Origin of the sequence: Novosphingobium sp. EMRT-2 (assembly GCF_005145025.1) — a bacterium.
In the GTDB taxonomy this organism is placed as follows: Bacteria; Pseudomonadota; Alphaproteobacteria; order Sphingomonadales; family Sphingomonadaceae; genus Novosphingobium.
On sequence record NZ_CP039695.1, the window covers coordinates 1,580,578 to 1,605,157 of the forward strand.

At 67.2% G+C, this 24,580-nt stretch carries 23 protein-coding genes and 1 tRNA gene; 15 read left to right on the top strand and 9 right to left on the bottom strand.

What is annotated here, in order from left to right; all coding sequences use genetic code 11:
* Positions 1 to 45 precede the first annotated feature (45 nt).
* Both FA702_RS07785 and FA702_RS07790 read left to right on the top strand, forming a co-directional pair.
* Positions 46 to 2,877 carry a valine--tRNA ligase gene (locus tag FA702_RS07785; protein WP_136955682.1) on the top strand — a complete coding sequence of 944 codons (2,832 nt, stop codon included), beginning with the start codon at positions 46 to 48 and terminating at the stop codon, positions 2,875 to 2,877.
* A gap of 108 nt (positions 2,878 to 2,985) precedes the next feature.
* Positions 2,986 to 3,729 (top strand): 7-carboxy-7-deazaguanine synthase QueE, encoded by a 744-nt coding sequence (locus FA702_RS07790; RefSeq protein ID WP_136955683.1) that lies wholly within the window; start codon positions 2,986 to 2,988, stop codon positions 3,727 to 3,729.
* A gap of 170 nt (positions 3,730 to 3,899) precedes the next feature.
* On the opposite strand, the gene ssb is transcribed toward FA702_RS07790, so the two are convergent.
* The 5 genes from ssb to FA702_RS07815 all read right to left on the bottom strand — a co-directional run bounded on the left by ssb (position 3,900) and on the right by FA702_RS07815 (position 8,036).
* The gene (gene ssb / locus FA702_RS07795; protein WP_136955684.1) at positions 3,900 to 4,451 is read right to left on the bottom strand and encodes a single-stranded DNA-binding protein; all 552 of its coding nucleotides are present in this window, start codon (positions 4,449 to 4,451) and stop codon (positions 3,900 to 3,902) included.
* Between the two features lie 95 nt (positions 4,452 to 4,546).
* Positions 4,547 to 6,403 carry a ferrous iron transporter B gene (locus FA702_RS07800; RefSeq protein ID WP_136955685.1) on the bottom strand — a complete coding sequence of 619 codons (1,857 nt, stop codon included), beginning with the start codon at positions 6,401 to 6,403 and terminating at the stop codon, positions 4,547 to 4,549.
* The gene (locus tag FA702_RS07805; RefSeq protein ID WP_370385502.1) at positions 6,400 to 6,681 is read right to left on the bottom strand and encodes a FeoA family protein; all 282 of its coding nucleotides are present in this window, start codon (positions 6,679 to 6,681) and stop codon (positions 6,400 to 6,402) included. Before FA702_RS07805 ends, FA702_RS07800 begins: the two co-directional genes overlap by 4 nt.
* Positions 6,682 to 6,772: 91 nt before the next feature.
* Positions 6,773 to 7,432: a COQ9 family protein gene (locus FA702_RS07810; RefSeq protein ID WP_136955686.1), complete on the bottom strand. Its 660-nt coding sequence runs from the start codon at positions 7,430 to 7,432 to the stop codon at positions 6,773 to 6,775.
* A 13-nt stretch (positions 7,433 to 7,445) separates the two neighbouring features.
* On the bottom strand, positions 7,446 to 8,036 hold the full coding sequence (locus FA702_RS07815; protein WP_136955687.1) for an ankyrin repeat domain-containing protein: 591 nt from the start codon (positions 8,034 to 8,036) through the stop codon (positions 7,446 to 7,448).
* 130 nt (positions 8,037 to 8,166) lie between these two features.
* Here FA702_RS07815 and FA702_RS07820 point away from each other — a divergent pair, with 130 nt between their 5' ends.
* The 11 genes from FA702_RS07820 (at position 8,167) to FA702_RS07870 (ending at position 18,758) form a co-directional block, all read left to right on the top strand.
* Positions 8,167 to 8,760 carry an SCO family protein gene (locus FA702_RS07820; protein ID WP_255504760.1) on the top strand — a complete coding sequence of 198 codons (594 nt, stop codon included), beginning with the start codon at positions 8,167 to 8,169 and terminating at the stop codon, positions 8,758 to 8,760.
* Position 8,761: 1 nt separating this feature from the next.
* The gene (locus tag FA702_RS07825; RefSeq protein ID WP_136955689.1) at positions 8,762 to 9,220 is read left to right on the top strand and encodes a YcgN family cysteine cluster protein; all 459 of its coding nucleotides are present in this window, start codon (positions 8,762 to 8,764) and stop codon (positions 9,218 to 9,220) included.
* Positions 9,217 to 9,954 carry a M48 family metallopeptidase gene (locus tag FA702_RS07830; protein ID WP_136957300.1) on the top strand — a complete coding sequence of 246 codons (738 nt, stop codon included), beginning with the start codon at positions 9,217 to 9,219 and terminating at the stop codon, positions 9,952 to 9,954. The genes FA702_RS07825 and FA702_RS07830 overlap by 4 nt, the downstream gene beginning before the upstream one ends.
* 52 nt (positions 9,955 to 10,006) lie before the next feature.
* Positions 10,007 to 10,465: a hypothetical protein gene (locus FA702_RS07835; RefSeq protein WP_124807834.1), complete on the top strand. Its 459-nt coding sequence runs from the start codon at positions 10,007 to 10,009 to the stop codon at positions 10,463 to 10,465.
* Complete coding sequence (gene ribD / locus FA702_RS07840) at positions 10,440 to 11,450, top strand: bifunctional diaminohydroxyphosphoribosylaminopyrimidine deaminase/5-amino-6-(5-phosphoribosylamino)uracil reductase RibD (RefSeq protein WP_136955690.1); 1,011 nt, start codon at positions 10,440 to 10,442, stop codon at positions 11,448 to 11,450. Before FA702_RS07835 ends, ribD begins: the two co-directional genes overlap by 26 nt.
* A gap of 11 nt (positions 11,451 to 11,461) precedes the next feature.
* Positions 11,462 to 12,085 (top strand): riboflavin synthase, encoded by a 624-nt coding sequence (locus tag FA702_RS07845; RefSeq protein WP_136955691.1) that lies wholly within the window; start codon positions 11,462 to 11,464, stop codon positions 12,083 to 12,085.
* Between the two features lie 477 nt (positions 12,086 to 12,562).
* The gene (locus FA702_RS07850) at positions 12,563 to 13,120 is read left to right on the top strand and encodes a hypothetical protein (RefSeq protein ID WP_136955692.1); all 558 of its coding nucleotides are present in this window, start codon (positions 12,563 to 12,565) and stop codon (positions 13,118 to 13,120) included.
* A complete protein-coding gene (locus FA702_RS07855; RefSeq protein WP_136955693.1) occupies positions 13,042 to 15,015 on the top strand; it encodes a TonB-dependent receptor in 1,974 nt (657 codons plus the stop codon). The genes FA702_RS07850 and FA702_RS07855 overlap by 79 nt, the downstream gene beginning before the upstream one ends.
* Positions 15,016 to 15,017: 2 nt before the next feature.
* Positions 15,018 to 16,373 carry an LLM class flavin-dependent oxidoreductase gene (locus FA702_RS07860; protein WP_168196026.1) on the top strand — a complete coding sequence of 452 codons (1,356 nt, stop codon included), beginning with the start codon at positions 15,018 to 15,020 and terminating at the stop codon, positions 16,371 to 16,373.
* A 17-nt stretch (positions 16,374 to 16,390) separates the two neighbouring features.
* Entirely contained in the window at positions 16,391 to 17,764 is a 1,374-nt protein-coding gene (locus FA702_RS07865; RefSeq protein ID WP_136955694.1) for an MFS transporter, read from the top strand.
* Positions 17,765 to 17,798: 34 nt separating this feature from the next.
* Positions 17,799 to 18,758, top strand: coding sequence for a TauD/TfdA family dioxygenase (locus FA702_RS07870; protein WP_136955695.1), 960 nt, complete (start codon positions 17,799 to 17,801; stop codon positions 18,756 to 18,758).
* Between the two features lie 53 nt (positions 18,759 to 18,811).
* Here the strand turns inward: FA702_RS07870 and FA702_RS07875 are convergent, their stop codons facing one another.
* Positions 18,812 to 19,597: an SDR family NAD(P)-dependent oxidoreductase gene (locus FA702_RS07875; RefSeq protein ID WP_136955696.1), complete on the bottom strand. Its 786-nt coding sequence runs from the start codon at positions 19,595 to 19,597 to the stop codon at positions 18,812 to 18,814.
* A 113-nt stretch (positions 19,598 to 19,710) separates the two neighbouring features.
* Between FA702_RS07875 and FA702_RS07880 the strand changes: the two genes are divergently transcribed.
* Together FA702_RS07880 and FA702_RS07885 are read left to right on the top strand one after the other, a co-directional pair.
* Positions 19,711 to 20,601: a LysR family transcriptional regulator gene (locus tag FA702_RS07880; protein WP_136955697.1), complete on the top strand. Its 891-nt coding sequence runs from the start codon at positions 19,711 to 19,713 to the stop codon at positions 20,599 to 20,601.
* Between the two features lie 64 nt (positions 20,602 to 20,665).
* Positions 20,666 to 20,741 (top strand) — tRNA-Val (locus FA702_RS07885).
* A 32-nt stretch (positions 20,742 to 20,773) separates the two neighbouring features.
* Here the strand turns inward: FA702_RS07885 and FA702_RS07890 are convergent.
* The 3 genes from FA702_RS07890 to FA702_RS07900 are packed head-to-tail and all read right to left on the bottom strand — an operon-like array spanning position 20,774 to position 24,561.
* Positions 20,774 to 23,050, bottom strand: coding sequence for a TonB-dependent receptor (locus FA702_RS07890; RefSeq protein WP_168196027.1), 2,277 nt, complete (start codon positions 23,048 to 23,050; stop codon positions 20,774 to 20,776).
* A gap of 43 nt (positions 23,051 to 23,093) precedes the next feature.
* A complete protein-coding gene (locus tag FA702_RS07895) occupies positions 23,094 to 24,044 on the bottom strand; it encodes a FecR domain-containing protein (RefSeq protein WP_136955699.1) in 951 nt (316 codons plus the stop codon).
* Complete coding sequence (locus FA702_RS07900; protein ID WP_136955700.1) at positions 24,034 to 24,561, bottom strand: RNA polymerase sigma factor; 528 nt, start codon at positions 24,559 to 24,561, stop codon at positions 24,034 to 24,036. The genes FA702_RS07895 and FA702_RS07900 overlap by 11 nt, the downstream gene beginning before the upstream one ends.
* Positions 24,562 to 24,580: the final 19 nt, after the last annotated feature.

Consider the following 24,580-nt stretch of genomic DNA (forward strand, 5'->3'; position numbering starts at 1 on the left):
CCCCGGCGCTTGCAGGCGGGCGGAACGGCTGGCAAAGCGCGCGCCATGACCGAACAGACTCTCGACAAGACCTTCGAGCCCGCCGCGATCGAGGCGCGCTGGTACAGCCATTGGGAAACGAACGGGCTTTTCCGCCCCGAACGGCCCGAAGCGGTGCCGTTCACGATCGTAAACCCGCCGCCGAACGTCACGGGATCGCTCCACATCGGCCACGCGCTCGATAACACGCTGCAGGACGTGGTGATCCGCTACGAACGGCTGCGCGGCAAGGATGCGCTGTGGGTGGTCGGCACCGACCACGCTGGCATCGCCACGCAGATGGTGGTCGAGCGCCAGATGGAAGCGCGGCAGGACAAGCGCACCAACTACACGCGCGAGCAGTTCGTAGAGAAGGTGTGGGAATGGAAGGCCGAATCCGGCGGCACGATCACCCGCCAGCTGCGGCGGCTGGGCTGCTCGATGGACTGGTCCAGGGAACAGTTCACCATGGACCCGCACTTCACCAAGGCCGTGGTGAAGGTGTTCGTCGACCTTTACAATCAGGGCCTGATCTACCGCGACAAGCGGCTGGTGAACTGGGACCCCAAGCTCAAGACCGCGATCAGCGACCTCGAGGTGGAAACGCGCGAGGTGCAGGGCGGGTTCTGGCACTTCAAGTATCCGCTGGCCGATGGCGTGACCCGCGACGACGGGCTAGATTACATCGAGGTCGCCACCACGCGGCCCGAAACGATGCTGGCCGACATGGCCGTGGCGGTCCATCCGGACGATCCGCGCTACCAGAGCGTGATCGGCAAGGACATCCTCCAGCCGCTGACCGGCCGCCGCTTCAAGGTGGTGGCCGACGAACACGCCGACCCGGAACTGGGCAGCGGCGCGGTGAAGATCACGCCGGGCCATGACTTCAACGACTTCGAGGTCGGCCGCCGCGCCGGCATCAAGGCGGGCGACATGCTCAACATGTTCGATGCCGAAGCGAAGGTGGTGCAGACGACGGACGGGCTGGTGCCCGCCGAATTTGTGGGGCTGGACCGCTTCGACGCGCGCAAGCTGGTGGTCAAGCGGATGAAGGAAGCCGGCTTCCTGATCCCGCACGTGACCAAGGACAAGGAAGGCAACGAAGTCCTCCACGATGCCGAACCGCGCACGATCCAGACGCCGTTCGGCGATCGCGGCGGCGTGGTGATCGAACCGTGGCTGACCGACCAGTGGTATGTCGACGCCGAAACGCTCGCCAAGGCGCCCATGGAAGCCGTGCGCTCCGGCGCGATCGAGATCGTGCCCAAGACCTGGGAAAAGACCTTCTTCAACTGGATGGAGAACATCCAGCCGTGGTGCGTGAGCCGGCAGTTGTGGTGGGGGCACCGGATTCCGGCGTGGTTCGGTCCGAAGATCGAAGGGAATCAGATACGCTACGATCTGGGACTTTCGAACGTCGAAGTCTTTGTCGCGGACGATGAGTTGGAAGCAGAAAAGCTTGCCCTTGCTAAATACAAGGCGTTGGGACGTCCGATTGCGTTCTTGGACTCTCCCGCCCGCTTGCAAGAGGTGACAGAGCCCGGTCGAGACCCGGACTACATTTATCTCTGGCAGGAAACGGACGTCCTCGACACCTGGTTCTCCTCCGCGCTCTGGCCGTTCGCCACGCTCGGCTGGCCGGATGAAGACGCGCCGCTGCTGAAGAAGCACTACCCCAACGATCTGCTCGTTTCCGGCTTCGACATCCTGTTCTTCTGGGACGCGCGCATGGCGATGCAGGGCCTGCATTTCATGAAGGAAGTGCCGTGGAAGCGGCTCTACCTGCATGGGCTGGTCCGCGCGGCGGACGGGCAGAAGATGTCCAAGTCCAAGGGCAACGTGGTCGATCCGCTGGGCCTGATCGACCAGTACGGCGCGGACGCGCTGCGCTTCTTCATGTGCGCCATGGAAAGCCAGGGCCGCGACGTGAAGATGGATGAAAAGCGCGTGGAGGGGTATCGCAACTTCGCCACGAAGCTGTGGAACGCCGCGCGCTTCTGCCAGAGCAACGGCATCACCGGCGGTATCGGCGATCACACCGGCCCCGGCATCGCGCCACAGCTTGCCGTGAACCGGTGGATCATCGGCGAAGTCGTCGAAACCGTCACCGAACTCGACAAGGCGATGGCCGACCTGCGCTTCGACGCCGCCGCCAACGCGATCTACCACTTCGTGTGGGACACGTTCTGCGACTGGTACATCGAACTGATCAAGGGGTCGTTCGACGACGAAACCAAGGCCGTCGCCGGCTGGGTGCTCGACCAGATCCTCGTTCTGCTCCACCCGTTCATGCCCTTCGTGACGGAGGAGCTATGGAACAAGACGGGCGCGCGCGCCGGCGAGCTGATCGTGGCGGACTGGCCGCAGCCGACGGCGGCGGTGGATGCGACGGCCAAGCGCGAGGTAGAATGGCTGATCGCGCTGGTTTCCGCCTTGCGCACCGCCAAGAACGAGCTTGGCATCGCGCCCGGCGCCAAGCTGGACGCCTATCTGCCCGAACCCAGCGCGGCCACGCGCGCGATCATCGAGGCGAACGGCCCGGCGATCGACCGGCTGGCGCGGCTTTCATCGATCCGCTTCGAACCGGCCCCTGCCGGCCCGGCGATGCAGATCGGCGCCGGCGATGCCAACATCGCGATCCCCCTTGAAGGCGTGATCGACATCGCCGCCGAAAAGGCCCGTCTCGAAAAGGCGCTCGCCGCCGCGCAGAAGGAAGCCAAATCGCTCGAACGGCGGTTGAACAACCCCGCGTTCGTCGAGAAGGCCAAGCCCGAGGCGGTCGAGAAGGCCCGCGCCGATCACGCGCACCACAGCGCCGAGGCCGAGCGGCTGGCGGCGGCGCTGGCGCGGCTGGGGTGATGTGATGCCTGCTCCGTTCGTGTCGAGCGACGTCGAGACACTCCGCGCGATGGTTCTCGACATCGCTCGAACCGAACGGAGGCTGGATTGCGTCCGCCAGACCACGCCATGCTAGTCCTCGCCACCACCACGCCGGGCGAACCGGAAATCTTCGCCTCGCTGCAGGGCGAAGGGCCTTCCGCCGGCCGCCCTTCGGTGTTCCTGCGGCTGGCGCGCTGCAATCTCGCCTGCCGCTGGTGCGATACCGCCTACACCTGGCGCTTCACCGGCGACAACCGCCCGCACCGCGACGGAATCGCGTTCGAACGCAGCGAGAACCAGATCACGCTGGACGAGCGCGAGGTGGCCTTGCGCCTGCTGGCCCATCCGCAGGACCGGCTGGTGGTGACCGGCGGCGAACCGCTGTTGCAGGCCCCCGCCCTCGTCCGCCTGCTGGCAATCCTGAAGGAAGCGCGGCCCGGCCTGCATATTGAGATCGAGACCAACGGCAGCGTGCCCCCGACGCAGGCGCTGGATGCGCTGGTCGACCAGTATAACGTCAGCCCCAAGCTGGCGCATTCGGGCAATCCGGCCGATCTGGCGCTGGTGCCCGAACGGCTGGCGCACTGGGCCATCGAACCGCGCGCCTTCTTCAAGTTCGTGGTCGCCACGCCCGACGATCTGGAGGAGATCGCGGCGCTGCAGGCGCGTTACGCCATTCCGTCGCAGCGCCTGTTCGTGATGCCGGAAGGCACCGCCAGCGCCCCCTTGCGCGAACGGTCGGTATGGCTGGCCGAAGCAGCGCTGAAGGCCGGCTGGCGCTTCACCGACCGGCTGCACATCCACCTCTACGGGGATACGCGCGGCACATAATAAACAAGAAAGTTGATCTGGCAGGTTTGCCAAAGCTGCAAACTTGCTAATCGAGACAGGTCGTAGAGGTAGTTTGTGCAATCATCCTTTTGGAAGGGAATGATTCTCGGCCAGAGAAAACTACCTCTACGGCCCTCCGTTGCCTTTGGAGGGCAACGGTAACCCAAAATTCAGAACGGAATATCGTCGTCCAGATCGTCGGAGAAGCCGCCACCGGACGATCCGCCGCCACCCTGGTTCCAGCCCCCACCCGAAGACGCGCCGCCCCCGCGTGAGGAGCCGCCGCTGCCGCCTTCGTTCCATCCGCCTCCGCCGCCGCCCGAACGCTGACCGCCCCCGAAGCCACCACCCCCGCCGCCACCGGCACCGGGCGCGCCATCCAGCATGGTCAGCACCGCACCGGGGCCTTGCAGCACGACTTCGGTGCTGTAGCGGTCGTTACCCGACTGGTCCTGCCACTTGCGGGTGCGGAGCTGGCCTTCGATATAGACCTTGCTGCCCTTGCGCAGGAACCGTTCGGCCACGCCCGCCAGACCTTCGGAGAAGATCGCCACGCTGTGCCATTCGGTACGTTCCTGCCGCTCGCCGGAATTGCGGTCCTTCCACGTTTCCGACGTGGCGATGCGCAGGTTGCAGACCTTGCCGCCGTTCTGGAACGAACGCACTTCCGGGTCCGCCCCCAGATTGCCGACCAGAATGACCTTGTTGACGCTGCCTGCCATCGAATCGTGTCCCGTGTGAATGTGGAGGTTGGCCTAGCCAATGCGCGGCGGCAGGGCGAGTCCGCCCCCTGCCCTTTCCACAACGCGGAGGAAAACTATCCCAGCCCGAAGGCGCGCGCCGTCCAGAAGGTCACGCCCGCCGCCAGATAGGCAAGGCCGAACAGGTAGGCGAGCATGAACGCCGGCCATTTCCACCCGTTGGTTTCGCGCCGGGTAACGGCGATCGTCGACATGCACTGCGGCGCGAACACGAACCAGGCGAGGAACGCCAGCGCGGTCGGCAGGGTCCAGTGCGCCTTGAGCTGGTCTTCCAGCGCGTTCGCCTGCGCGTCCTCGTCGTTCGCGTTGTCCACGGCATAGGTCGTGGCGAGCGAGCTGACCGCCACTTCGCGCGCGGCCATGGCGGGGATGATCGCCAGCGCGATATCGCGGTTGAAGCCCACCGGTTCCACCACCACGGCCAGCCCGTTGGCGATGTGCCCGGCGATAGAGGCGTCCACCTGGCTCTGCCCCTCGCCCGCGCGGGGGAAGTTCAGCAGGAACCACAGCACCACCGTGACCGTAAAGATCATCGTGCCGGCGCGGCGCAGGAATATCCACGCCCGTTGGAACAGGCCGAGCGCCAGATCCTTCACCGTGGGCAGCTGGTACTTGGGCAGTTCCATGATGAAGCCGCTGGCCGCGCCCTTCGTCACCGACCGGCGCAGCACCAGCGCCACCACCATCGCCCCCACCACGCCGAACACGTAAAGACCGAACAGCACCAGCCCCTGCAGGCCGAAGCCGGGGCCGACGGTGCGGTGCGGAATGAACGCGGCGATGATCACGGCATAGACCGGCAGGCGTGCCGAACAGGTCATCAGCGGGGCGATCAGGATCGTGGTCAGCCGGTCCCTGGGATCGGTGATGCTGCGCGTGGCCATGATGCCGGGAATGGCGCAGGCGAAGCTGGACAGCAGCGGGATGAAGCTGCGCCCGGAAAGGCCCACCGTCGCCATCAGCCGGTCCATCAGGAAGGCGGCGCGGGCCATGTAGCCGGTCGCCTCCATCGTCAGGATGAAGAAGAACAGGATCAGGATCTGCGGCAGGAACACGATCACGGCCCCCACGCCCGCGATCACGCCATCGGTCAGCAGATCACGCGCGAGCGAGGGCGGCAGCTCGGTCTTGACCAGATCGCCGAACGCCGAAACCCCCGCGTCGAGCGCATCGGCAAAGGGCGTGGCCCAGCTGAACACCGCCTGGAACACCACGAACAGCAGCGCCAGCAGGATCGGCGGCCCCAGCCACGGGTGCAGCAGCACGCGGTCCATCCGGGCGTGGATGCGGTGTTTGGCGGTTTCCGCAAGGATCGCTCCATGCGCCATCTCGTGCGCCAGCATCCGGCGTTCGGGCAGCGTGACATGCGCGCGCGGCGCGGTTTCAGCGGACACGCGATCGCGCGCTTCGGCGATCGCGGCGGACAGTTCGGCCAGCCCCCGGCGCCGCACCGCCACGGTCGGAATCACGGGCACGCCCAGCGCGGTTTCCAGCGCCGCCGGATCGAGCGTCAGCCCGTCACGCTCGGCAAGGTCCACCATGTTGAGCGCGACCACCGCCGGGCGGCCAAGCTCCAGCACTTCCTGCGCGAACACGAGATGCTGTTCGAGGTTGGAGGCATCGAGCACGATCACCAGCACGTCGGGCTGGGCCTGCCCCACCTGTTCGCCCATGATGACCTTGCGCGTCACCTCCTCATCCGGGCTGGTGGCGTTGAGGCCGTAGCTGCCCGGCAGGTCGACGAGTTCCACCGGTTCGCCGCTGGGCAGGATCATGCGCCCCGCCTTGCGCTCCACGGTGACGCCCGGATAGTTGGCGATCTTCTGGCGCGCGCCCGTCAGCGCGTTGAACAGCGCGCTCTTGCCCGCGTTGGGATTGCCGACGAGCGCGGCGACGCAGGCGTTGCGGCTCATGCCGTTGCTCCGATCAGTTCGACATGCATTGCCCGGGCATGAACGCGCCGCAGCGCGACCGTCATCCGGCCGATCTCCACCGCCAGCGGATCGCGCGAAACGAACACCCCGCGATAGGCAAGGCGCACATGCGCCCCGGCATCCAGCCCCAGCGCGCGCAACCGCTCCGCCTCTTCGGGCACGAGCAAGTCCCAATCGACGGAATCGATTCGCGCGGGCGTGCCGAGTGGGATCTGGTCGAGTGTCACGCCCACGGCGCTGCCATAGCCCGAAAGCATTTGCAAGGCATTCGCAATAAGCCGACTGAAATTAGCATGGCTCCAATGGCGCGGCCCAGCCGCCGCGCGCATTGATGCCGGTCAAGTGCTCTTATCGCGCGGGATACCGCAGGCGGCCGAACAGGCGCATCACGCTGAAGGTTTCCTCGCGCGGGCGGGTCAGCCGGGCCTTGGCCTTCTCGAAACGCATCACGCCCTCGATCCGCCGATCGAGGAACGCGCGCGTATCGGCATGGCCTTCGCTCTTGTCCTCGGCGTGGACGGCCAGCGTCGCGGCATAGATCGCCGCCAGCGTGGCGCGCTTGGTATAGTGGTTGTAGTCCGTCGCGGTATCGCCGGCGAGCCGCCACATCGCGTCCGCGCTGTGCCAGCCGAGCTTCATGGCCGTGGGCGCATTCTGCGGCATGGCCATGATCGCCAGCGCGCGGCGCAACGCCTCCTCGCGCCCCGCCAGCGCATCGAGCCGGAACTGCACCAGCGATCGGATGCGCTCGCGGATCGGCAGGTTGCCGATGCGGGCTGTGGGCAGGGCTTCGGCCATGTCGGCATCGATGCGCGCGATCCACGCCGCGATCATCGCCATCGGCTTGCCGCCGAACGCGAACGCGGCCACCGCCGGGTCCACCCCGGCCGCGTCCGCCGCGCTGGCCACCGCCGCCTCGCCCCAGCCATCGAAGACGGCGGCTTCGGCGACATGAGGCGCGAGTTGCAGGCGGATGTCGTCGAGCGTCGGTTCGGAAACGGATGTCATCGCCACAGCCCGATCAGAACGAAGGCCCGTAGGTGGGCTTCTGCGGCGCGGCCTTGGCGGCCTTCATCGCGTTGTCGATCTCTTCGAGCACGGCACTGTTCTTGCCGTCGAGCGCGGCATAATCCCGCGCGGAACGCCCCGAATTATCCGGCCGCTCCGGATTGGCGCCCGCCTTCAGCAACATGCGGATGATCGCCATGTCGCGACGGTGCACCGCGTTGATCAGCGGCGTTTCGCCGGTGTTGTTCGGCTCATCCACGCGCGCGCCGCTCTTGATCAGGAAATCCACGCCTTCGGCAAAGCCAAGATCCACTGCCATCACCAGCGGCGTGGTGCCCTTTACGTCGCGGATGTTCACGTTGGCGCCCTTGGCGACGAGGAATTGCATCCACGTCAGATCGCGGCGGGCGGTGACGATGTGCAGCGCGGATTCGCCAGACGTGACGTCGCGCGTGTTGACGATCTGAGTACCGGGCTCGTTCAGCGCGTTCTGGACCTTTTCGCCGTCCTTCTTCTTCACGGCTTCCAGGAACTTGTAGCTTTCCGAAAACTGCGCTTGCGCGGGCGCGGCGAGGCCCAACCCCAGCCCGAGTCCGGCGATCATCGCCAGTCCCGCCAAAGCCGATCGAAGCCCGTTGTGCCGCCGCGTGTTCACGTCCCTGTTCCTTCTGCTGCGAGCCTGCCGGACTCGCCCCTTGCGGAACCCGTGTTAGCAGAGCATGAACCGTCCCGCCATGGCCCGACCGATCTTGCTTGCAGCGCTAACCGCCCTGGCCGCCACGCTTTCCGCGTGCGGCGGCTCCGCCCCCACCGAAACGCCACCGCTGGAAGGCGCGGCGATCGGCGGGGATTTCACCCTTGTCGACAAGGACGGCAAAACCGTCCACTTCAACGATTTCGCGGGCAAGTACCGCATCGTGTATTTCGGCTACAGCTTCTGCCCGGATGTCTGCCCGCTCGATCTCCAGCACGTGATGCAGGGCTACCACCTGTTCGCGAAGGACCACGCGGACCTTGCCAAGAAGGTGCAGCCGATCTTCGTGACGATCGACCCCGCGCGCGATACGCCGCAGGTCGTCGGCCAGTTCGCCGCCAATTTCGGCCCGGAACTGCTGGGCCTGACCGGCACCGAAGCGCAGGTCGCGCAAGCGGCCAAGGCCTTCGCGGTCTATTACCAGAAGCGCCCCGGCACCGCGCCCGATGCCTATCTGATGGACCACAGCCGCGGCGTCTATCTGATGGGGCCAGATGGCAAGCCGATCGCGCTGCTGCCTGGCGAGAAGGACGGGAAGGCCGTCGCCGCCGACCTTGCGAAATGGGTCCGCTGACATGGCCGCGCTGGCCGACCGCTTCTGGGAAAAGCCCGTCGAGACGCTGACCCGCGACGAATGGGAAGCGCTGTGCGACGGCTGCGGCAAGTGCTGCCTGCACAAGCTGGAAGACGAGGACACCGGCGCGGTCTATCACACCAACGTCGCGTGCCGACTGCTCGACCTTTCGACCGCGCGCTGCGCCGACTATCGCCACCGCAAGGCGATGGTGCCCGATTGCCTGCGGCTGACCCCGCGCATCGTGGCGGAAGTGCCGTGGCTGCCAGCGACCTGCGCCTATCGCCTGCGCGCCGATGGCCGCCCCCTGCCCGCGTGGCATTACCTGATTTCCGGCGATCGCGATGCGGTTCACCGGGCGGGCGTCTCCGTCGTGGGCAAGGCCGTCAGCGAGGTTCTCGCGGGGCCGCTGGAAGACCATATCGTGCCGGAAGAGGTATGGCAGGCGTCGGGGGGATGATCGACTGGCTGCGCCGCCCCGCCGCGCCGCGCGTGGTCAAGCCGCGCACCCTGCGGATCGGTGGGCAGGACCTGCCGCTCGTGATCCGGCGGCTGCGGCAGGCCAAGCGGATGACGCTGCGCCTTTCGCCCGACGGCAGCGAAGTGCGCATCTCGATTCCCGCCTGGGGCCGCGTCGGCGATGCCGAGGCGTTCGCGCGCGATCGCGCCGACTGGCTGGCGCAGCAACTGGCGCGCCTGCCCGCGCAGCAGACGCTCGAACCCGGCGCGCCGGTGCCGTTCCGCGGCGTGGTGCGCCGGCTCGACTGGCATGCGAACGCGCCCCGCAAGCCATCCGTCGGGGACGACGCGATCGTGCTTGGCGGCCCGCGCGAGGGGCTGGAAAGCCGGCTGCGCCGTTGGCTGGAACGCGAGGCGCTGGCCCTGCTGGCCGACGATCTGGCGCATTACTGCGCGCGTGGGGGCCACCCCGTGCCGCGCCTCGCCCTGTCGCGCGCGCAGCGGCGCTGGGGCAGCTGCGCCGCCGACGGATCGATCCGGATAAACTGGCGGCTGGTGATGGCCCCCGATTTCGTCCGGCGGTCGGTCGTGGCGCACGAGGTCGCGCATCTGCGCCACTTCGACCACAGCCCGGCCTTCCACGCCGAACTCGATCGCCTGTTCGAACGGAGCATCGACGAGGCAAACCATTGGCTGAAGCGCGAGGGGCGCGGGCTCTACCGCCCGTTCGGCTGATCCTGGCGCAGGGCACTGGCGGAATCGGCGGCCACCGCCTATCTAGGCGTCGATGAAGGACTTCTTCCGTAACGTCTCGCCCCGGCGCGCGATCATGGATCTGTGGCAGATCATGGGCGCGCCCAGCGAATACCGCACGCGCGGCCTGCTGCTCGCCGCCTGCGTGACCGGCGGGATCTTCTACCTGATGGTCCAGCAGGAAGGGCGCGGCCTGCCCCGCCCGCCCAAGGTGCTCTACTTCGAAAGCTGGCGCGCGGACCGTTCCGACAAGGAGATCATCGCGGGCAACATCGCCGCGACGAAGAAGGCCCGCGCCGAAGAGGCGGAAGAGGAACGCCACGCCGAAAACATCCGCCAGATGTACAAGGCCGTGGGCGCGGCGACGGGTATCGATACCGAGAAGATGTATCAGGAAGGCAAGGCGGAACGCGAAGCCGAAAAGAAGGCCGAGCAGGAACGTGCCGAGAAGATCATCCAGCAGCATCGTGCCCAGCCCAGCCCCCAGCCCTGACACTGCGCGGCCGGATCGGGACTGGCTGGACGCGGCAGCGGCGATCGCCGCGCGCGGCCGTCCGCTAAGCCGCCCCAACCCCGCCGTCGGCGCGGTGATCGTGCGCGACGGGCGCGTGGTCGGGCGCGGATGGACGCAGCCGGGAGGGCGCCCCCATGCCGAAGCGATGGCGCTGGCCCAGGCCGGCGCCGGCGCGCGCGGGGCCACGCTCTACGTCACGCTGGAACCCTGCGCCCACGCCAGCGCGCGCGGACCGTCCTGCACCTCGCTGGTGCTGGCATCGGGCTTGGCGCGCGTGGTGATCGGCTGCGAAGACCCCGATCCGCGCACGGCCGGCAACGGCATCGCCCTGCTGCGGCAGGCCGACATCGCGGTGGAGCTGCTCCCTTCCGCCGCCGCGCAGGCGTCGCTGGACGGCTATCTTGCCCGCAGCCGGCTGGGCCGGCCGCACATGACGCTCAAGCTCGCCACGTCGCTGGACGGGCGGATCGCGCTGGCCGACGGGACGAGCCAGTGGATCACCGGCGCACAGGCTCGCGCACATGTCCATGCCGAGCGTGCCCGCGCCGATGCCATCCTCGTCGGCGGCGGCACGCTGCGCTCCGATGCGCCCCGGCTGGACGTGCGTCTGCCAGGCCTGGACGATCGCAACCCGGAACGCTGGGTGCTGACGCGCGGCGCTGCGCCGGACGGGTGGCGCGCCGTTGCGGACATTACCGCGCCCGATGCTTTCGCCGATGCGCAATACCTGTTCGTCGAAGGCGGGGCCGGTGCCGCCGCCGCGTTCCTGGCCGCCGACATGGTCGACCGCATCCTGCTTTACCGCGCGCCCATCGTGATCGGCACCGGGCTTGCGGCGATCGGCGATATCGGCCTGGCCGCGCTGCCCGATGCGCACGGCCGCTGGCAACTGGCCGAACGGCGCCAGCTTGGCAGCGACACGCTCGACGTCTACCACCGTCTCCGTCCCACCCTTCCAGCCTGAAAGCCGCGCGCATGTTCACGGGTATCGTCACCGAAATCGGCAATATCATCGCCATCGAGGATCGCGGCGACCGCCGCGTGACGGTGTCGTGCGCGATGGACCCGGCGAAGATCGCGATGGGCGCCTCGATCGCCTGTTCGGGCGTGTGCCTGACCGTGGTGGACAAGGGCGGCGTGGCCGGCGAAGCGTGGTTCGCGGTCGACGTCTCGCGCGAGACCGTGTCCCGCACCGCGCCCGCGCAATGGCAGGCCGGCCGGCCGATCAACCTCGAACCCGCGCTCAAACTGGGCGACGAGCTTGGCGGGCACATCGTGACCGGGCATGTCGACGCGGTGGGCGAAGTTGTGGGCATCTGTCCCGAAGGCGCCTCGCGCCGGATCGGCATCGCCGCCCCACGGGAACTTGCCCCGTTCATCGCGCCCAAAGGCTCGATCACGGTGGACGGCGTATCGTTGACCGTCAACGAAGTGACCGACCAGCCCGATGGCACGGCGCACTTCGCGCTGAACATCATCCCCCACACCGCCGAGGTCACCACGCTTGGGCGCCTTGCCCCCGGCGACAAGGTCAATCTCGAGATCGACGTGCTCGCGCGCTATCTCAAGCGCATGCAGAGCCTTGCCGCGCCGGCCTAGGGTCGGGGTCCGTCAAGGCGGCGCGAAAGCCTGCCTGTTGGGCGCAAAAGCAAAGCTTGCGCTTGACGCTGATGACTCAACCAAATAAGTAGACATTCATCCCTCACGGGTTCCGGTGACCAGGCCGGCCGTGTCTTCAGAGGGTCCTGGTCCGCGGCATTTGATCGGGAAGCAGCTTGCTCCGCGTGACCAACCGCTAAAGCGCGCGATGCTGGGGCGACAGCGCCAGGCATCGTGTTCCCTCACGCCAGGTGATGAGGTGATACGATGCATGCCATGAGCTTTATCTGACGTAACCCGCCGTGTCCGGCCGCGCCCTGCGCGCGGAGGGAGCCGGATCGCCCGGCCGGTTACGCCCCGCACAGACCATAAAATCCTCGCTTTGCAACTGACGCGGCCATCATGCCCCGCGTTCCGGTCCACCGGACGCATGCGTGCGGCACGCCCTTCTCCATCTTCAGGTTTCAGGGATCATCCATGTCCGATTTCATGTCGTCCGCGTTTCGCGGAAGCCTTTCGCGCGCCCTTGCCCGCTCCATCGCCACAGCTTCGGTCAGCCTCGTCGCGCTCGCCGCCGCACCGGCCTGGGCAGCCGCCGCCGATGCCCCGGCGGCCGATGCGCCAGCTGACAACACCGCCGCGCCGGACGGGGAAGCCGCCGATGCCGGCAACGAGATCATCGTCACCGCCCGCCACCGCGAGGAACGGCTGCAGGACGTGCCGCTCGCCATCTCCTCGATCGCGGGCGGTGAACTCAACGCCCAGCATCTCGATCGCGTCTCGGACTACACCGTGAAAGTCCCCAACTTCGGCGCGATCCAGCAGAACACGCGCGTTTCGGGCCTCTACATCCGTGGCGTGGGCGGCAATGCCAACAACGACGGCGCGGAAGGCGGCGTCGGCCTGATCGTGGACAACGTGTTTTTACCCACGTCGGCTTCAGCTGGCTCGATTTCGTGGACCTGGAAGGCGTCGAAGTCGTGCGCGGGCCGCAGGGCACGCTGCTCGGCAAGAACACCACGGTCGGCGCGGTGATCGTGCGCACCGCCAAGCCCAAGTTCGACCCCGAACTCAACATCAGCGCCACTTATGGCGGCCGCAACCGCTTCCAGGTGCGCGCCAACGCCACCGGCCCGATCATCGCCGACAAGCTGGCCTATCGCGTCACGTTCGCCACCGATCAGGGCGGCGGCTGGATCCGCAACGCCTATGACGGGGCCAAGTATCTCGACAACAGTCGCTGGTCCGTGCGCGGCCAGTTGCTGTTCACGCCGGCCAGCAACATCAGCAGCCGCCTGATCGTCGAGCATTATGAAACGCGCGAATACAACAACTTCTACCCGGCTTCGGCCGACGTGAACGCCAATCTGAACCTCGATGGCTCAGTACGATCCGTCCGCGCCGGAAGCTGGACCAACAAGCTGGGTGCGCTGTTCGGCTACACGCCCAGCTTCGACATCACCAAGAACGCCAACCTCAATTCGCAGCAGCGGCTGGTCTCGCGCACCAACGGCATCTCGAACGAGCTGAACTGGGACTTCGGCGGCGCGACGCTGACCTCGGTCAGTGCCTGGCGTCAGCTCTATTTCCGCCCCTACAACGACAGCGACCTGACGCCGCTGCCGATTTTCCGCGCCGGCTATGACGTCGATGTCGACCAGTATTCGCAGGAACTGCGGCTTGCCTCGAACAAGGGGGGCCTGCTCGACTGGCAGGTAGGCGCCTATTACCTGCACGAAGACCTGGTCAGCGATTACCGCACGATCTTCTATTCGGGCGCGGCCGCGTTCCTGACCGGCAGCAACGCCACCCCCGCCGCCATCCTGAACGGCATCGATTACAGCAAGCGTGGCAAGCTCAAGATCGATAGCGGCGCGGTGTTCGGCCAGGCCACGCTGCACCTGACCGACGCCCTCTCGCTGACCGGCGGCGTGCGCTTCACCCGCGAACGCAAGCAGGTGAACGTGACCGGTTCCTACACCGGCGGCGCCACCCTGCCCCTGCCGGCGCTGAACACCGCCCGTTCAACCATTCTTGCCAGCCTTGGCGGCACCACGGCGCCGGAAGGCGGCCTTTTCACCGTGGGCGCGGCCAATACGCGCAATTCTGTCGCCTGGCTGGTGAACCCGTCGTTCAAGGTCAGCGACAACATCCTGCTCTATGGCTCGGCCAGCTATGGCGAAAAATCGGGCGCGGCGAACACCACCGCCTCCACGCTCACGCAGTCGGTCATCATCACCCAGCCGGAAAAGTCGCTCGACTTCGAAGCCGGCTTCAAGACCACCTGGCTCGACCGCAAGCTGACGCTCAACGTCAATTTCTACAACAACACGATCAAGGGCTATCAAGCCGCGCAAGTCGATACGCAGCGGCCCACGCTCGGCTCCTACCTTGCCAACGTGGGCAAGGTGCGGCTGCGCGGGGTGGAGTTCGAAACCACGATCGCGCCGGTTCCGGGCCTCACCCTGAACTTCAACGGCGCCTATAACGACGCGAAGTACCTCAACTATGCGAACGCGCCCGCGCCGCTGGAATTCCAGGCCGCGCTGGGCGGAGCGACCTCTACGCTCAGCCTCACCGGCTACCAGATCGCCAACGCGCCCAAGTGGGTGCTGCAGGGCGGCTATAACGTCGAGCAGCCGATCGGCGGCAACCTCAAGCTGACGAGCTACGCCACGGTCAGCTATCGCAGCCGCACCGCGTTGATCAATCCGCGTTCGATCTACGGCTGGCAGAACGCCTATGCGCTGGTCAACGCCGGCATCGGGCTGCGGACCGAGGACGATCGCTATTCGATCCTGCTTTGGTCGAAGAACCTGTTCGATAAGCGCTACGCCGCGGCATTCGGTGCGGCCAGCGCCAACACCCCCATCATCACCATCCTGGGCGAACCCCGCACCTGGGGCGTGACCCTTTCCGGGAAATTCTGACCATGGCCGAACCCCGTCAAATGCGCCTCGGCGCATTCCTCTACAGCATCGGGCACCATGTCGCCGCCTGGCGCCATCCCGATGTTGATCCGCACGACGCCTTCCGCTTCGAGTTCTATCGCGAACTCGCGCAGAAGGCGGAAGCCGCCAAGTTCGACGCGGTGTTCTTCGCCGACAACGTGGGCCTGCTGGGCGGGTCCGCCGAGGCGATCAGCTACGCCCCGCCGGTCTATTTCTGGGAACCGCTGACCCTGCTGGCCGCGCTGGCCACGCATACCAGCCGGATCGGCCTGATCGCCACGGTATCCAGCACCTACATGCCGCCCTACCATGTGGCGCGGAAGTTCGCCGCGCTCGACCAGTTGAGCGGCGGCCGCGCGGGCTGGAATCTGGTGACGTCGGGCACCAATGCCGAAGCGGCCAACTTCGGCCTGTCGCACCAGCTTGCCCACGCCGAACGCTATGACCGCGCGGCAGAGCATATCAGCGTGGTCAAGGGCCTGTGGGACACCTGGGATGACGATCCGCTGGTGCTGGACAAGGAAAGCGGGCGCTTCTTCGATCCGGCCAAGGTCCGCTTCCTCAACCACGAAGGGCCCTATTACAGCGTGCGCGGGCCGCTCCAATCGGGCCGGCCGGTGCAGGGCCATCCCGTGATCGTGCAGGCGGGATCGTCCGCCGACGGACAGAAGCTCGCCGCCACCACCGCCGAAGTGGTGTTCACCGCGCAGCAATCCCTGGAGGAGGCCGTCGCCTTCGCGCAGGGTGTGAAAGACCAGGCCGAAGGCGCCGGGCGCAGCCGCGACAGCCTGCTGGTGATGCCCGGTGCCAGCATCTACGTCGCCCCCACACGCGAGGAAGCGCAGGCCAAGTTCGACGCGCTCCAGCGCTTCGTCGACGTCAAGGCCGCCGCGCAGGGGTTCAAGACGTTCCTCGACTGGGACCTCAGCGAAGTCGATCTGGATGCGCCGCCCCCTCCCCCACCCTTCACCGAAGGCTGGCAAAGCCGGCAACGGCTGCTTTACGATCTGGCGGTGCGCGAGGGCCTGTCCGTGCGGCAACTGGTCGGCCGGATCAGCGCGGCGCGCGGCCATCTCGTGCTGGTCGGCACGCCCGCCGACATCGCCGACACGCTGCAGGAATGGTTCGAGGCAGGCGCCGCCGACGGTTTCAACATCCTCGCGCCCACACTGCGCGACGGGCTGACCGACTTCATTGATCTCGTCCTGCCCGAGCTGCGCCGGCGCGGGCTGTTCCGCACCGAGTACGAAGGCACGACCCTGCGCGATCATCTGGGGCTCGCGCGGCCCACCGTCGCCCCGCGCCCTACCGCCGCCGTCACCGAAGCGGCGGCCTGAACCAGGAACGGCCCGGCATGACACGCTCCCCGCAATCCGCTCCATCGGCGTCGCAACTGATCCGCTTCGCCGCGATCGCGGTGCCGATCTATGCGGCCGCACAGCCCGTTGCGGCTTACCTGCCTGCAATCATGGCCAAGGATTTCGGCCTGTCGCTGGGCACGCTCGGCCTGTTGATGCTGGTCGGCCAGATCATCAATTCGGTGCTCGATCCGGTGATCGGGACATTAAGCGACCACACCCGCGCGCGGTTCGGCCGGCGGCGGACATGGATCGCGGCGGGCGGGCTGACCTTCACCGCGGGCGCCGTACTGCTGTTCTTTCCGCCGCCCGGCGGCAGCATCGTCTGGCTCGCAACCGGCCTCCTCCTGTTCTATGCCGGCACATCCGCCGTGCAGACGCCATTGCTCGCCTGGTCGGGCGAACTCAGCAGCGATTATCATCAGCGCACGCGGATCACCGCCTACATCACCGTGCTGGTCGCGGTGGCGCTGGTGGTGACGCTGGCCGTCGCCGCCGTGGGCGACCGCCTGTTCCAGGGCGATGGACGGATGCGGCTGGCGCTGTTCGGCGCGCTCGTTCTCGTCACCGCCCTGCCTGGCCTGTGGCTGACGCTGACCGCCGCCCCTGATCGCCCGGCGGAGCTGATGGCGCGGGCACCGTTCTCGCTGCGCACCACGCTGGGCGCGGTGTTCGGCAACAGCCTGCTGGTCCGCGTGATCCTGTCCGATGCCGCCGTCCGCACCGGACAGGGCATCCGCGGTGTGCTGCTGGTGTTCTACGTGACCTATTATCTGCGGCGGCCGGAATGGGCGGCGGGGCTGTTCCTGTTCCAGTACATCTTCGGCATGGCGGCCGGCCCGATCTGGCTGCGCATCTCGCTCAGGCTCGGCAAAAATCGGACGGCCGTGCTGGCGGAACTGGTCCAGGCCGCCATCAACGCCGGCCTGTTGCTGACCGCGCCCGACCGCTTCGGCCTCGTCCTGTTCCTCGCCTTCGCGCAGGGGCTGGCGCAGGGATCTGGCAACATCATGCTCCGCTCGATGGTGGCGGACATCGCCGACAAGCACCGCGCCGAAACCGGCGAGGACTGCGTCGGCCTCTACTATTCCGTGTTCAGCGTCTCGGAAAAGCTCGGCACCGCGCTGGCAGTGGGCCTTGCCCTGCCGCTGGTCGCGGCGCTCGGCTTCGATCCGAAAAGCACCGCCAACACGCCGCAGGCGCTGAACGGCCTGCTGCTCGTCTTCGCACTCGGTCCGTCGATTGCCCATGCCGTGTCGGCCGCGCTCGTCGCCGGCTTCCCGCTCGACGGGAAGCGTCACTCCGAAATTCGCCGACAACTCGAGGCGCGGGACCGCACCAGCGCCGCCTCCCTCGTGCCGGCCGAATGATCCCTCCTGCCCCCTGTTTCAAGGAGACTGCATCATGAACGCCATTACCACCTACACCAACGCCCGCGATCCCAACTCCCCACTCGACATCGTCCCCGTCACCGGCACGATCGGCGCGGAAATCCGGGGCGTGGCCCTCTCCGGCGATCTCGATCCCGCCACCGTGCAGGCGATCAAGGATGCCGTGGTGCGCCACAAGGTCGTGTTCTTCCGCAACCAGCACGAATTGGACGATGCCCGGCACGAGGGCTTCGCCGCGCTGTTCGGCGATCCGGTCGCGCACCCCACCGTGCCCGTGGCGGAAGGTTCGCGCTACCTGCTCGAACTCGACAGCAAGGAAGGCTACGCCGCATCGAGCTGGCATACCGACGTAACCTTCGTCGACGCCTATCCCAAGGGATCGATCCTGCGCGCGATCACCATTCCGGAGGCCGGCGGGGATACCGTGTGGGCCAATGGCGAAACCGCCTACGAAGGCCTGCCCGAACCCTTGCGGCAACTGGTCAACACGCTCTGGGCCACGCACACCAATCTCTATGACTATGCGGCGGCGCTGGGCAATCCCGCGCGCGGTAGCGAAGACAGCGTGCAGCGCGAGCGCATCGCGCAGCACCGCAACGTCTTTGCCTCCACCGTCTATGAAACCGAGCATCCGGTGGTGCGCGTCCATCCGGTGTCAGGGCAGCGCAGCCTGCTGCTCGGCCATTTCGTGAAAGGCTTCGTCGGGCTGAACCAGGCGGATTCGCAGCGCCTGTTCCAGATCCTGCAGGACCACATCACCAAGCCGGAAAACGTGGTGCGCTGGCGCTGGCAGCCGGGCGATGTGGCGTTCTGGGATAACCAGTCCACCCAGCACCGGGCCGTCGCCGATTTCGGCCTCCAGCGCCGCACGCTGCGCCGTGCGACGATCGCCGGCGACGTGCCGGTGGCGATCGACGGACGCAACAGCCGCACCGTCCGCAAGGAAAAGGCCACGCAGTACGAAGCCGTCTGACGATAATCCGCCTTCCCGTGCCGCGAATCTGTTCGGCGGCACGGGATTGCGCTTCAGGCGATCGTTGGAATGATCCCGCCTTCCATGCGGACGGCAGCGCCATTGGTGATCGCGCCCAGCGGGCTGGCGAGCACCGCGACCTGCGCTGCGATCTCATCGGGTTCGATCAGCCGCCGGATCAGCGAAAGTGGACGGAACTTTGCAAAGAACTCGGCTTCGCGTTCGGCTTCGGGCGCATCCTTGTTGTCCACCACCGAGCGGATGAATCCGGCAATCCCTTCCGAGCGCGTCGGCCCCGGCAGGATCGCATTCACTGTCACGCCGGTGCCGCGTGTCTGCTCCGCCAGCCCGCGCGCGATCGCCAGCTGGGCCGTCTTGGTCATCCCGTAGTGAATCATCTCCTGCGGCGTCGCCAGCGCGCTTTCGCTGGACACGAAGATCACGCGCCCGGTGCCCCGCGCCAGCATTTGCGGGAAATAATGCCGCGCCAGCCGCGCGCCACTCACCACGTTGACCTCGAAGATGTGATGCCAGTCGGCATCGCTGATCTCGGCAAAGGGCTTGGCTTCGTAGATCCCCAGATTGTTGACGAGGATATCGACGTCGGGAAGCGCCGCGATCAACGTGGCCGCACCTTCGGCCGTCGCGGGATCGGCCAGCACGCCCCGCGCGCTCCCCTTCGCCCCGATCGCCTTTACCGCGCGCTCCAGCTTTGCAGAATCGCGGCCGCTGATCGCAACCGCTACGCCTTCGGCGGCCAGTCTTTCCGCAATGGCAAGGCCGATGCCCGCCGTGGCGCCAGTGACGAGGGCCGTCTTTCCGGCAAGGTTAAGATCCATGATGCGTCTCCATGAAACGGGATTGTTGCATGGTACATAAGCGCGTCACCGACTTGTGATTAGACAGCACTGATGTATTTTAGAATTGATTATAATTCACGAGTATCCTCCTCATGGATAACCGCCTCGGCGAAATGGAAACTTTCCTCGCGGTGGCGCGGCAAGGCAGCCTGGCCGGCGCGGCGCGGGAACTGCGCCTCACACCCTCCGCCGTCAGCCGGGCGCTCGGGCGGCTTGAAGCGCGGCTGGGCGTGCAACTGATCGCACGCACCACCCGCGCGCTCGCCCTGACGCCCGAAGGCGAAGCCTACCGTTTGCGCGTGGCTGGCCTGCTGGAAGAAATAGACGAACTGGAACGCGATTTCCCGGCCACCGGGCAAAGCCCTTCGGGCCGCCTCAGGGTCAACGCCTCCGTCCCGTTCGGCGTGCATTGCCTGATCCCGGTCCTGCCCGAATTCCAGCGCACCTTCCCGGCGATAACGCTCGATCTGGCACTGACCGACGCGATGGTCGATCTGGTCGACGAACGCGCGGACATCGCCATCCGGGTTGGCCCCTTGCGCGATTCCGGGCTGCGCGCGCGAAAGCTGGGGCACAGCACGATGGCCGTGGTGGCAAGCCCTGCCTATCTGGAGCGCCACGGCACTCCGCGTGTTCCCGCGGACCTCGAGCGCCACACCTGCCTGCGTTTCAGCTTCCGCCGTTCGGTCGATTCCTGGCCATTCCGGACCGACGGCGTGACCACGCACCAGGTCATGGATGGCCGGTTTCTTGGCAACTCGGGCGAAGTGGTACGCATGATGGCGCTGGCCGGCGGGGGCATCGCGCGGCTCGCCCGCTTCCATGTCGCGGCCGATCTGGCGGCCAGCCGGCTGGTCGAACTGCTCACCCCCTTCAACCCCGGCGATGGCGAGGACATCCACGCGCTGCACGTCGGCCACGACCGCCTGGCGACGCGCATCCGTGCGTTTCTCGATTTTCTCGAAACGCGTATCCGCCTTTAGACGGCACGCCCCAACCGGGATTGACTACCCCGACCAAACCGCGCATGAGCGCGGCTCCCGCGAGGGGCGGTTAGCTCAGTTGGTAGAGCATCTCGTTTACACCGAGAGGGTCGGCGGTTCGAGCCCGTCACCGCCCACCACGTTCCTGTTCCGCTTCGACGGAACCGGTACCCTACCACGCCACCGACACGCCGAACCGCACGGTCAGCGGCTCCACGGGCACCGACTGATCGCGCCTGTACAGCAGCAGGGGGTTGCCCAGCGCGAAGCGGTTGGCGCGGGTGTTGAAGAGGTTGGTCGCCGCCATCGAGAGATCGACCGGCCCCCGGCGAAGCCCGGCATGGAGGTCAGCCACGGCATAATTGCCCTGCGAGACATCGAACAAGGCGCCCGGCCCGAGCACCGATCGCCCGACGTAGCGCATGTCCAACCCGGCCCGATAAGTGGTGATGCCATGTCCCCAGCCGTAACGCAGGCTGGCGGCGGCCGAAAACGGTGGCGTATCCGGCAAGCGCCGGTCGCGGCCGACGGACTGCGCGGGCAGCGCGCCGGTCGTTCGGTTCGAGGTGAAGAGCACCGAGCTTTCCGCTTCCAGCCCCGGCACGATCACCCAGTTTCCGCTCGCTTCCAGCGCGAAAATCTTCGCGTTGCCGACGTTGGTGGTATAAGAAAAGCCCTTCGCGCTCACCAGTTCGGCCAGCACGTTCTGCCACCGGGCATAGGACGCCGCAGCCGAGAACGAGAGCCCGGTAGGCCCCGAGCGCGAACGGCGAAGCCCCACCTCCCCCATCACGATCGAATCCGCCTGGAACTCCGACACCTTGCCGACCCCGCGCGCCACCGATACCCCGCCGTTGCGGTAGCTGGTCTGGAACCGGGCAAAGAGCGAAAGGTCGTGCCGGACAGGCCAGAGCAGCGCCACCGTGGGGTCTATGCGCGAGGCGCCCTTGCCCTTGATCGGCGAGGATACGCCGCCGCGCGATGGTTCGCTGTCGGTCCGCGCGGTGGTGGCACGCGCGCCCAACGTCGCCTTGATCGCGCCCAGCAAGGGGAAGGTGACCTGTCCGAACAGCGATCCGCTGCGGGTGACATTGGTCAGTTCGTCCAGTTCGGGCGGCGCCTCGGGCATGCCCAGCGAGCGCGACTGGCCGTCGCGCACCCGTTCATAGGCAAGACCCAGCACCCAGGTGACCGGCCGATCGAGCGGCCCGGACAAGCGCGTTTCCGACGAGAACGTGCGGGTCGATCGCTGCGTCTGGTAGGCGCGGCGGGGCGTGCCCGGGGTGGTGGCGTCAAACGTATCGAGCGCCGATCGGCCGCCCAGGCTGGCCGTTGACGTCAGCCGCATCCCGTTCGGCGCGCTGTATTCCACGTAGAGGCGGCCCAGCCCCAGCTCGCTGGAATAGGGTTGCGCGATCGCCGCGCGATGCGAAAGCGCGCCGGATGCATCGGCATAAGGGGCATCCCGCGCGCTCGTGCGCTGATAGAGCCCGCTGGCCTCGACGGGGAAGCCGTCGCCCAGCCGGGCCGCCAGCGCGCCGCGCCCTCCCGCTATATCGACCACGTTGCGGTCATGCCCCAGCCCCGGCACATCGATATAGCCGCCGTCCCGTTCGCGATAGGCCACCAGCCGCACGCCCGCTTCCGAGCGCAACAGGGGCATGTTGAGCATGGCCGAGCCATCCCAGCCGGTAGTGGCATCCGGGGAAACGCTGACGCCGCCGGTGACCGATCCGGCATAGCGATCGAGGTCGACCGCGTTCGGCATGATGCGGATGACCCCGCCGATCGAGCCCGAGCCATAGAGCGTGCCTTGCGGCCCCTCCAGCACTTCCACCGACGCGATGTCGTGCAGCTTGAGGTTGGGCGTGGGGCTGCCAAAGCCCAGCAGCGTATCGCCGAAATAGATGCTCGTCGTGGGCTGCGTCCAACTGTTGAAGCTGCTGTCGGCAATGCCACGGATGAAGATCTTGTTGCGCCCTTCCCCGAACGCGGTGGTCTGAAGGATGGGTTGCGCGCGGGCCATGCTGTCCAGCGAGGACGGGTCGCCCAGCCGGGAGCTTTCTTCGCCGGGCATCCGCCCCACGCTTCCCGGATAGAGCATGATCGGCGTGGGAAACTTGCCCCCCACCACCACGATCGGCGGTTGCGACACCGTGGCAGGCGGGGGGAAACTGGCAGGTGCCGCGCGCGGACGCCCCCGCGCAAGCGGCGCCCGTTCGATCCGGAACCCCCGCGCGCCGATCCTGACCGCGCGATAGCCGGTCCCCTTGAGCAGTTGCGTCAACGCGCGCGCGGGATCGGACCCTACCTTGCGCGCCTGGACGCGCACCGTCGCCACCGCGGGATCGACCGAAACGATCTCGCTGCCGGTGCTTTCGGCCAGACGGCGCAGGGCGACGGAAAGCGACCCGGCCGGCAGGGAAATGACCGGACTATCGGCGGCCAATACCTTCGTGCCCGCGGAACAGCAGGCCAGCGCCAGCAGGGCGCTAGCTGCGACCCTTCGACGGCGAAAGCACCCAGATTTCGCCTTCACGACGGCAATCAACTCCGACCAGACGCGCGAGATGTTCAACGTCGCGCGCTGTCTCTCCCGAAAGCCTGACATTGCCAGTAAACGGCATGGCCGACAAGCCGCCCTCCAGCCGGATTTCCGCACCATTGCGGCGATGGAAGGCCGCCACGACATCCGCCAGCGTGGCCTGGTCGAAATCCAGTTCGCCGGTCTGCCAGCCGCCCACCGACGCCGCCTTCCAGCGCGTGGCAAGGCCACTTGCTTCGTCGATCGTCAAACCCTCGCCGGCGTGGAGGGCGAGGCGGGCACCGTCCGGATCGACCATGACGCTGCCTTCGCTGACCGAAACCATCAGCCGCCCGGCATCGCGCCGGACGTTGAACACGGTTCCGACATCGACAATGCGGTAGCGGCCCGCCTCCACCGTGAACGGCGCATCGGCGCGATGGCGGATCGCGAACAGCGCCTCGCCACCATCCAGCCGGACAGACCGTTCACCGTCCCCCCGGGTCAATCGCGTATCGCCGTTGAGCACGATCGCGGTGCCTTCGGCGAGGCGCACGGTCTGCATCTTGCCGGCCGCCGTCGCGAAGGTCGTCGGTTGGCGATCGCGCGGCGCGACCGTCCACAGCGCCACGCCGGCCAGCGAGGCCGCGAGCGCGATGCCGGCGCCCGCACGCCGCCATCCCCGACGTGCCAGCACCACCGGCTGCGTTTCCCTCGCCGGTTGGCGCAGGACCGGCGCTTCGGCCAGCAGGCGATCCGCCGCCGCCACACGGTCGAACGCGGCCTGATGCTCCGGCGCGGCTTCCAGCCAGGCGACCAGATCAACCCAACGCGCAGCGTCCATCGCGGGCATCCGCACATGCCACGCGATTGCCGCCTCCATCGCCCCGTCCGGGGCCTCGTGCGTTTCAGCGCTCATGGCAATCAACCTCATGCTGGCCGCGCTCCCCGTGCGCGGCAGGTTCCATCACGGGATCGGCAAGACCGGCCACCAACTGGCGGTACGCCCTTCCCAGCAGTTTCTCGACGCCCGACAGGCTCATCCCCAACTCCTGCGCGATCGCCTTCTGCGGCCGCTGTTCCAGCCGGAACATCAACAGCGCGTCACGCATCCGTTCGGGCATCGCATCCAGCAGGCTTCCGACCCGTTGCAACTCGCCGCGCGCGATCAGGCCACGTTCGGCGTCCGGATACTCCCCGCTTTCGGGCTGCACCGCCTGCCACGCCTTCTCGCGCACGCCGCGGCGGGCCGCAGCGATGCGGCGGTCGGTGGCCAGGTTGCAGGCCATGCGGAACAGGTAGGCGGCCGGATCAGCAATCGGGCCGGGACGCGCATCCTGAAGCCGCAGCCAAAGCTCCTGCGCCGTCTCTTCCGCCTCATCCCGATTGCCGAGACGGGCGGACAGCAATCGCAGGATCATCGGACGCTGTTCCATGAATACGCGCTCCAGCCCG

Excerpts from the sequence above, each read along its gene's own strand:
- FA702_RS07805 (WP_370385502.1), bottom strand. The coding sequence starts at position 6,681 with ATGCTTTCGGGCTATGGCAGCGCCGTGGGCGTGACACTCGACCAGATC.
- FA702_RS07825 (WP_136955689.1), top strand. The coding sequence starts at position 8,762 with ATGGCCGCGCTGGCCGACCGCTTCTGGGAAAAGCCCGTCGAGACGCTG.
- FA702_RS07900 (WP_136955700.1), bottom strand. The coding sequence starts at position 24,561 with ATGGAACAGCGTCCGATGATCCTGCGATTGCTGTCCGCCCGTCTCGGC.
- FA702_RS07850 (WP_136955692.1), top strand. The coding sequence starts at position 12,563 with ATGTCCGATTTCATGTCGTCCGCGTTTCGCGGAAGCCTTTCGCGCGCC.
- FA702_RS07895 (WP_136955699.1), bottom strand. The coding sequence starts at position 24,044 with ATGAGCGCTGAAACGCACGAGGCCCCGGACGGGGCGATGGAGGCGGCA.
- FA702_RS07880 (WP_136955697.1), top strand. The coding sequence starts at position 19,711 with ATGGATAACCGCCTCGGCGAAATGGAAACTTTCCTCGCGGTGGCGCGG.
- FA702_RS07785 (WP_136955682.1), top strand. The coding sequence starts at position 46 with ATGACCGAACAGACTCTCGACAAGACCTTCGAGCCCGCCGCGATCGAG.
- FA702_RS07820 (WP_255504760.1), top strand. The coding sequence starts at position 8,167 with ATGGCCCGACCGATCTTGCTTGCAGCGCTAACCGCCCTGGCCGCCACG.
- FA702_RS07810 (WP_136955686.1), bottom strand. The coding sequence starts at position 7,432 with ATGACATCCGTTTCCGAACCGACGCTCGACGACATCCGCCTGCAACTC.
- FA702_RS07815 (WP_136955687.1), bottom strand. The coding sequence starts at position 8,036 with ATGATCGCCGGACTCGGGCTGGGGTTGGGCCTCGCCGCGCCCGCGCAA.
- ssb (WP_136955684.1), bottom strand. The coding sequence starts at position 4,451 with ATGGCAGGCAGCGTCAACAAGGTCATTCTGGTCGGCAATCTGGGGGCG.
- FA702_RS07875 (WP_136955696.1), bottom strand. The coding sequence starts at position 19,597 with ATGGATCTTAACCTTGCCGGAAAGACGGCCCTCGTCACTGGCGCCACG.
- FA702_RS07790 (WP_136955683.1), top strand. The coding sequence starts at position 2,986 with ATGCTAGTCCTCGCCACCACCACGCCGGGCGAACCGGAAATCTTCGCC.
- FA702_RS07865 (WP_136955694.1), top strand. The coding sequence starts at position 16,391 with ATGACACGCTCCCCGCAATCCGCTCCATCGGCGTCGCAACTGATCCGC.
- FA702_RS07860 (WP_168196026.1), top strand. The coding sequence starts at position 15,018 with ATGGCCGAACCCCGTCAAATGCGCCTCGGCGCATTCCTCTACAGCATC.
- FA702_RS07800 (WP_136955685.1), bottom strand. The coding sequence starts at position 6,403 with ATGAGCCGCAACGCCTGCGTCGCCGCGCTCGTCGGCAATCCCAACGCG.
- FA702_RS07835 (WP_124807834.1), top strand. The coding sequence starts at position 10,007 with ATGAAGGACTTCTTCCGTAACGTCTCGCCCCGGCGCGCGATCATGGAT.
- FA702_RS07845 (WP_136955691.1), top strand. The coding sequence starts at position 11,462 with ATGTTCACGGGTATCGTCACCGAAATCGGCAATATCATCGCCATCGAG.
- FA702_RS07830 (WP_136957300.1), top strand. The coding sequence starts at position 9,217 with ATGATCGACTGGCTGCGCCGCCCCGCCGCGCCGCGCGTGGTCAAGCCG.
- FA702_RS07870 (WP_136955695.1), top strand. The coding sequence starts at position 17,799 with ATGAACGCCATTACCACCTACACCAACGCCCGCGATCCCAACTCCCCA.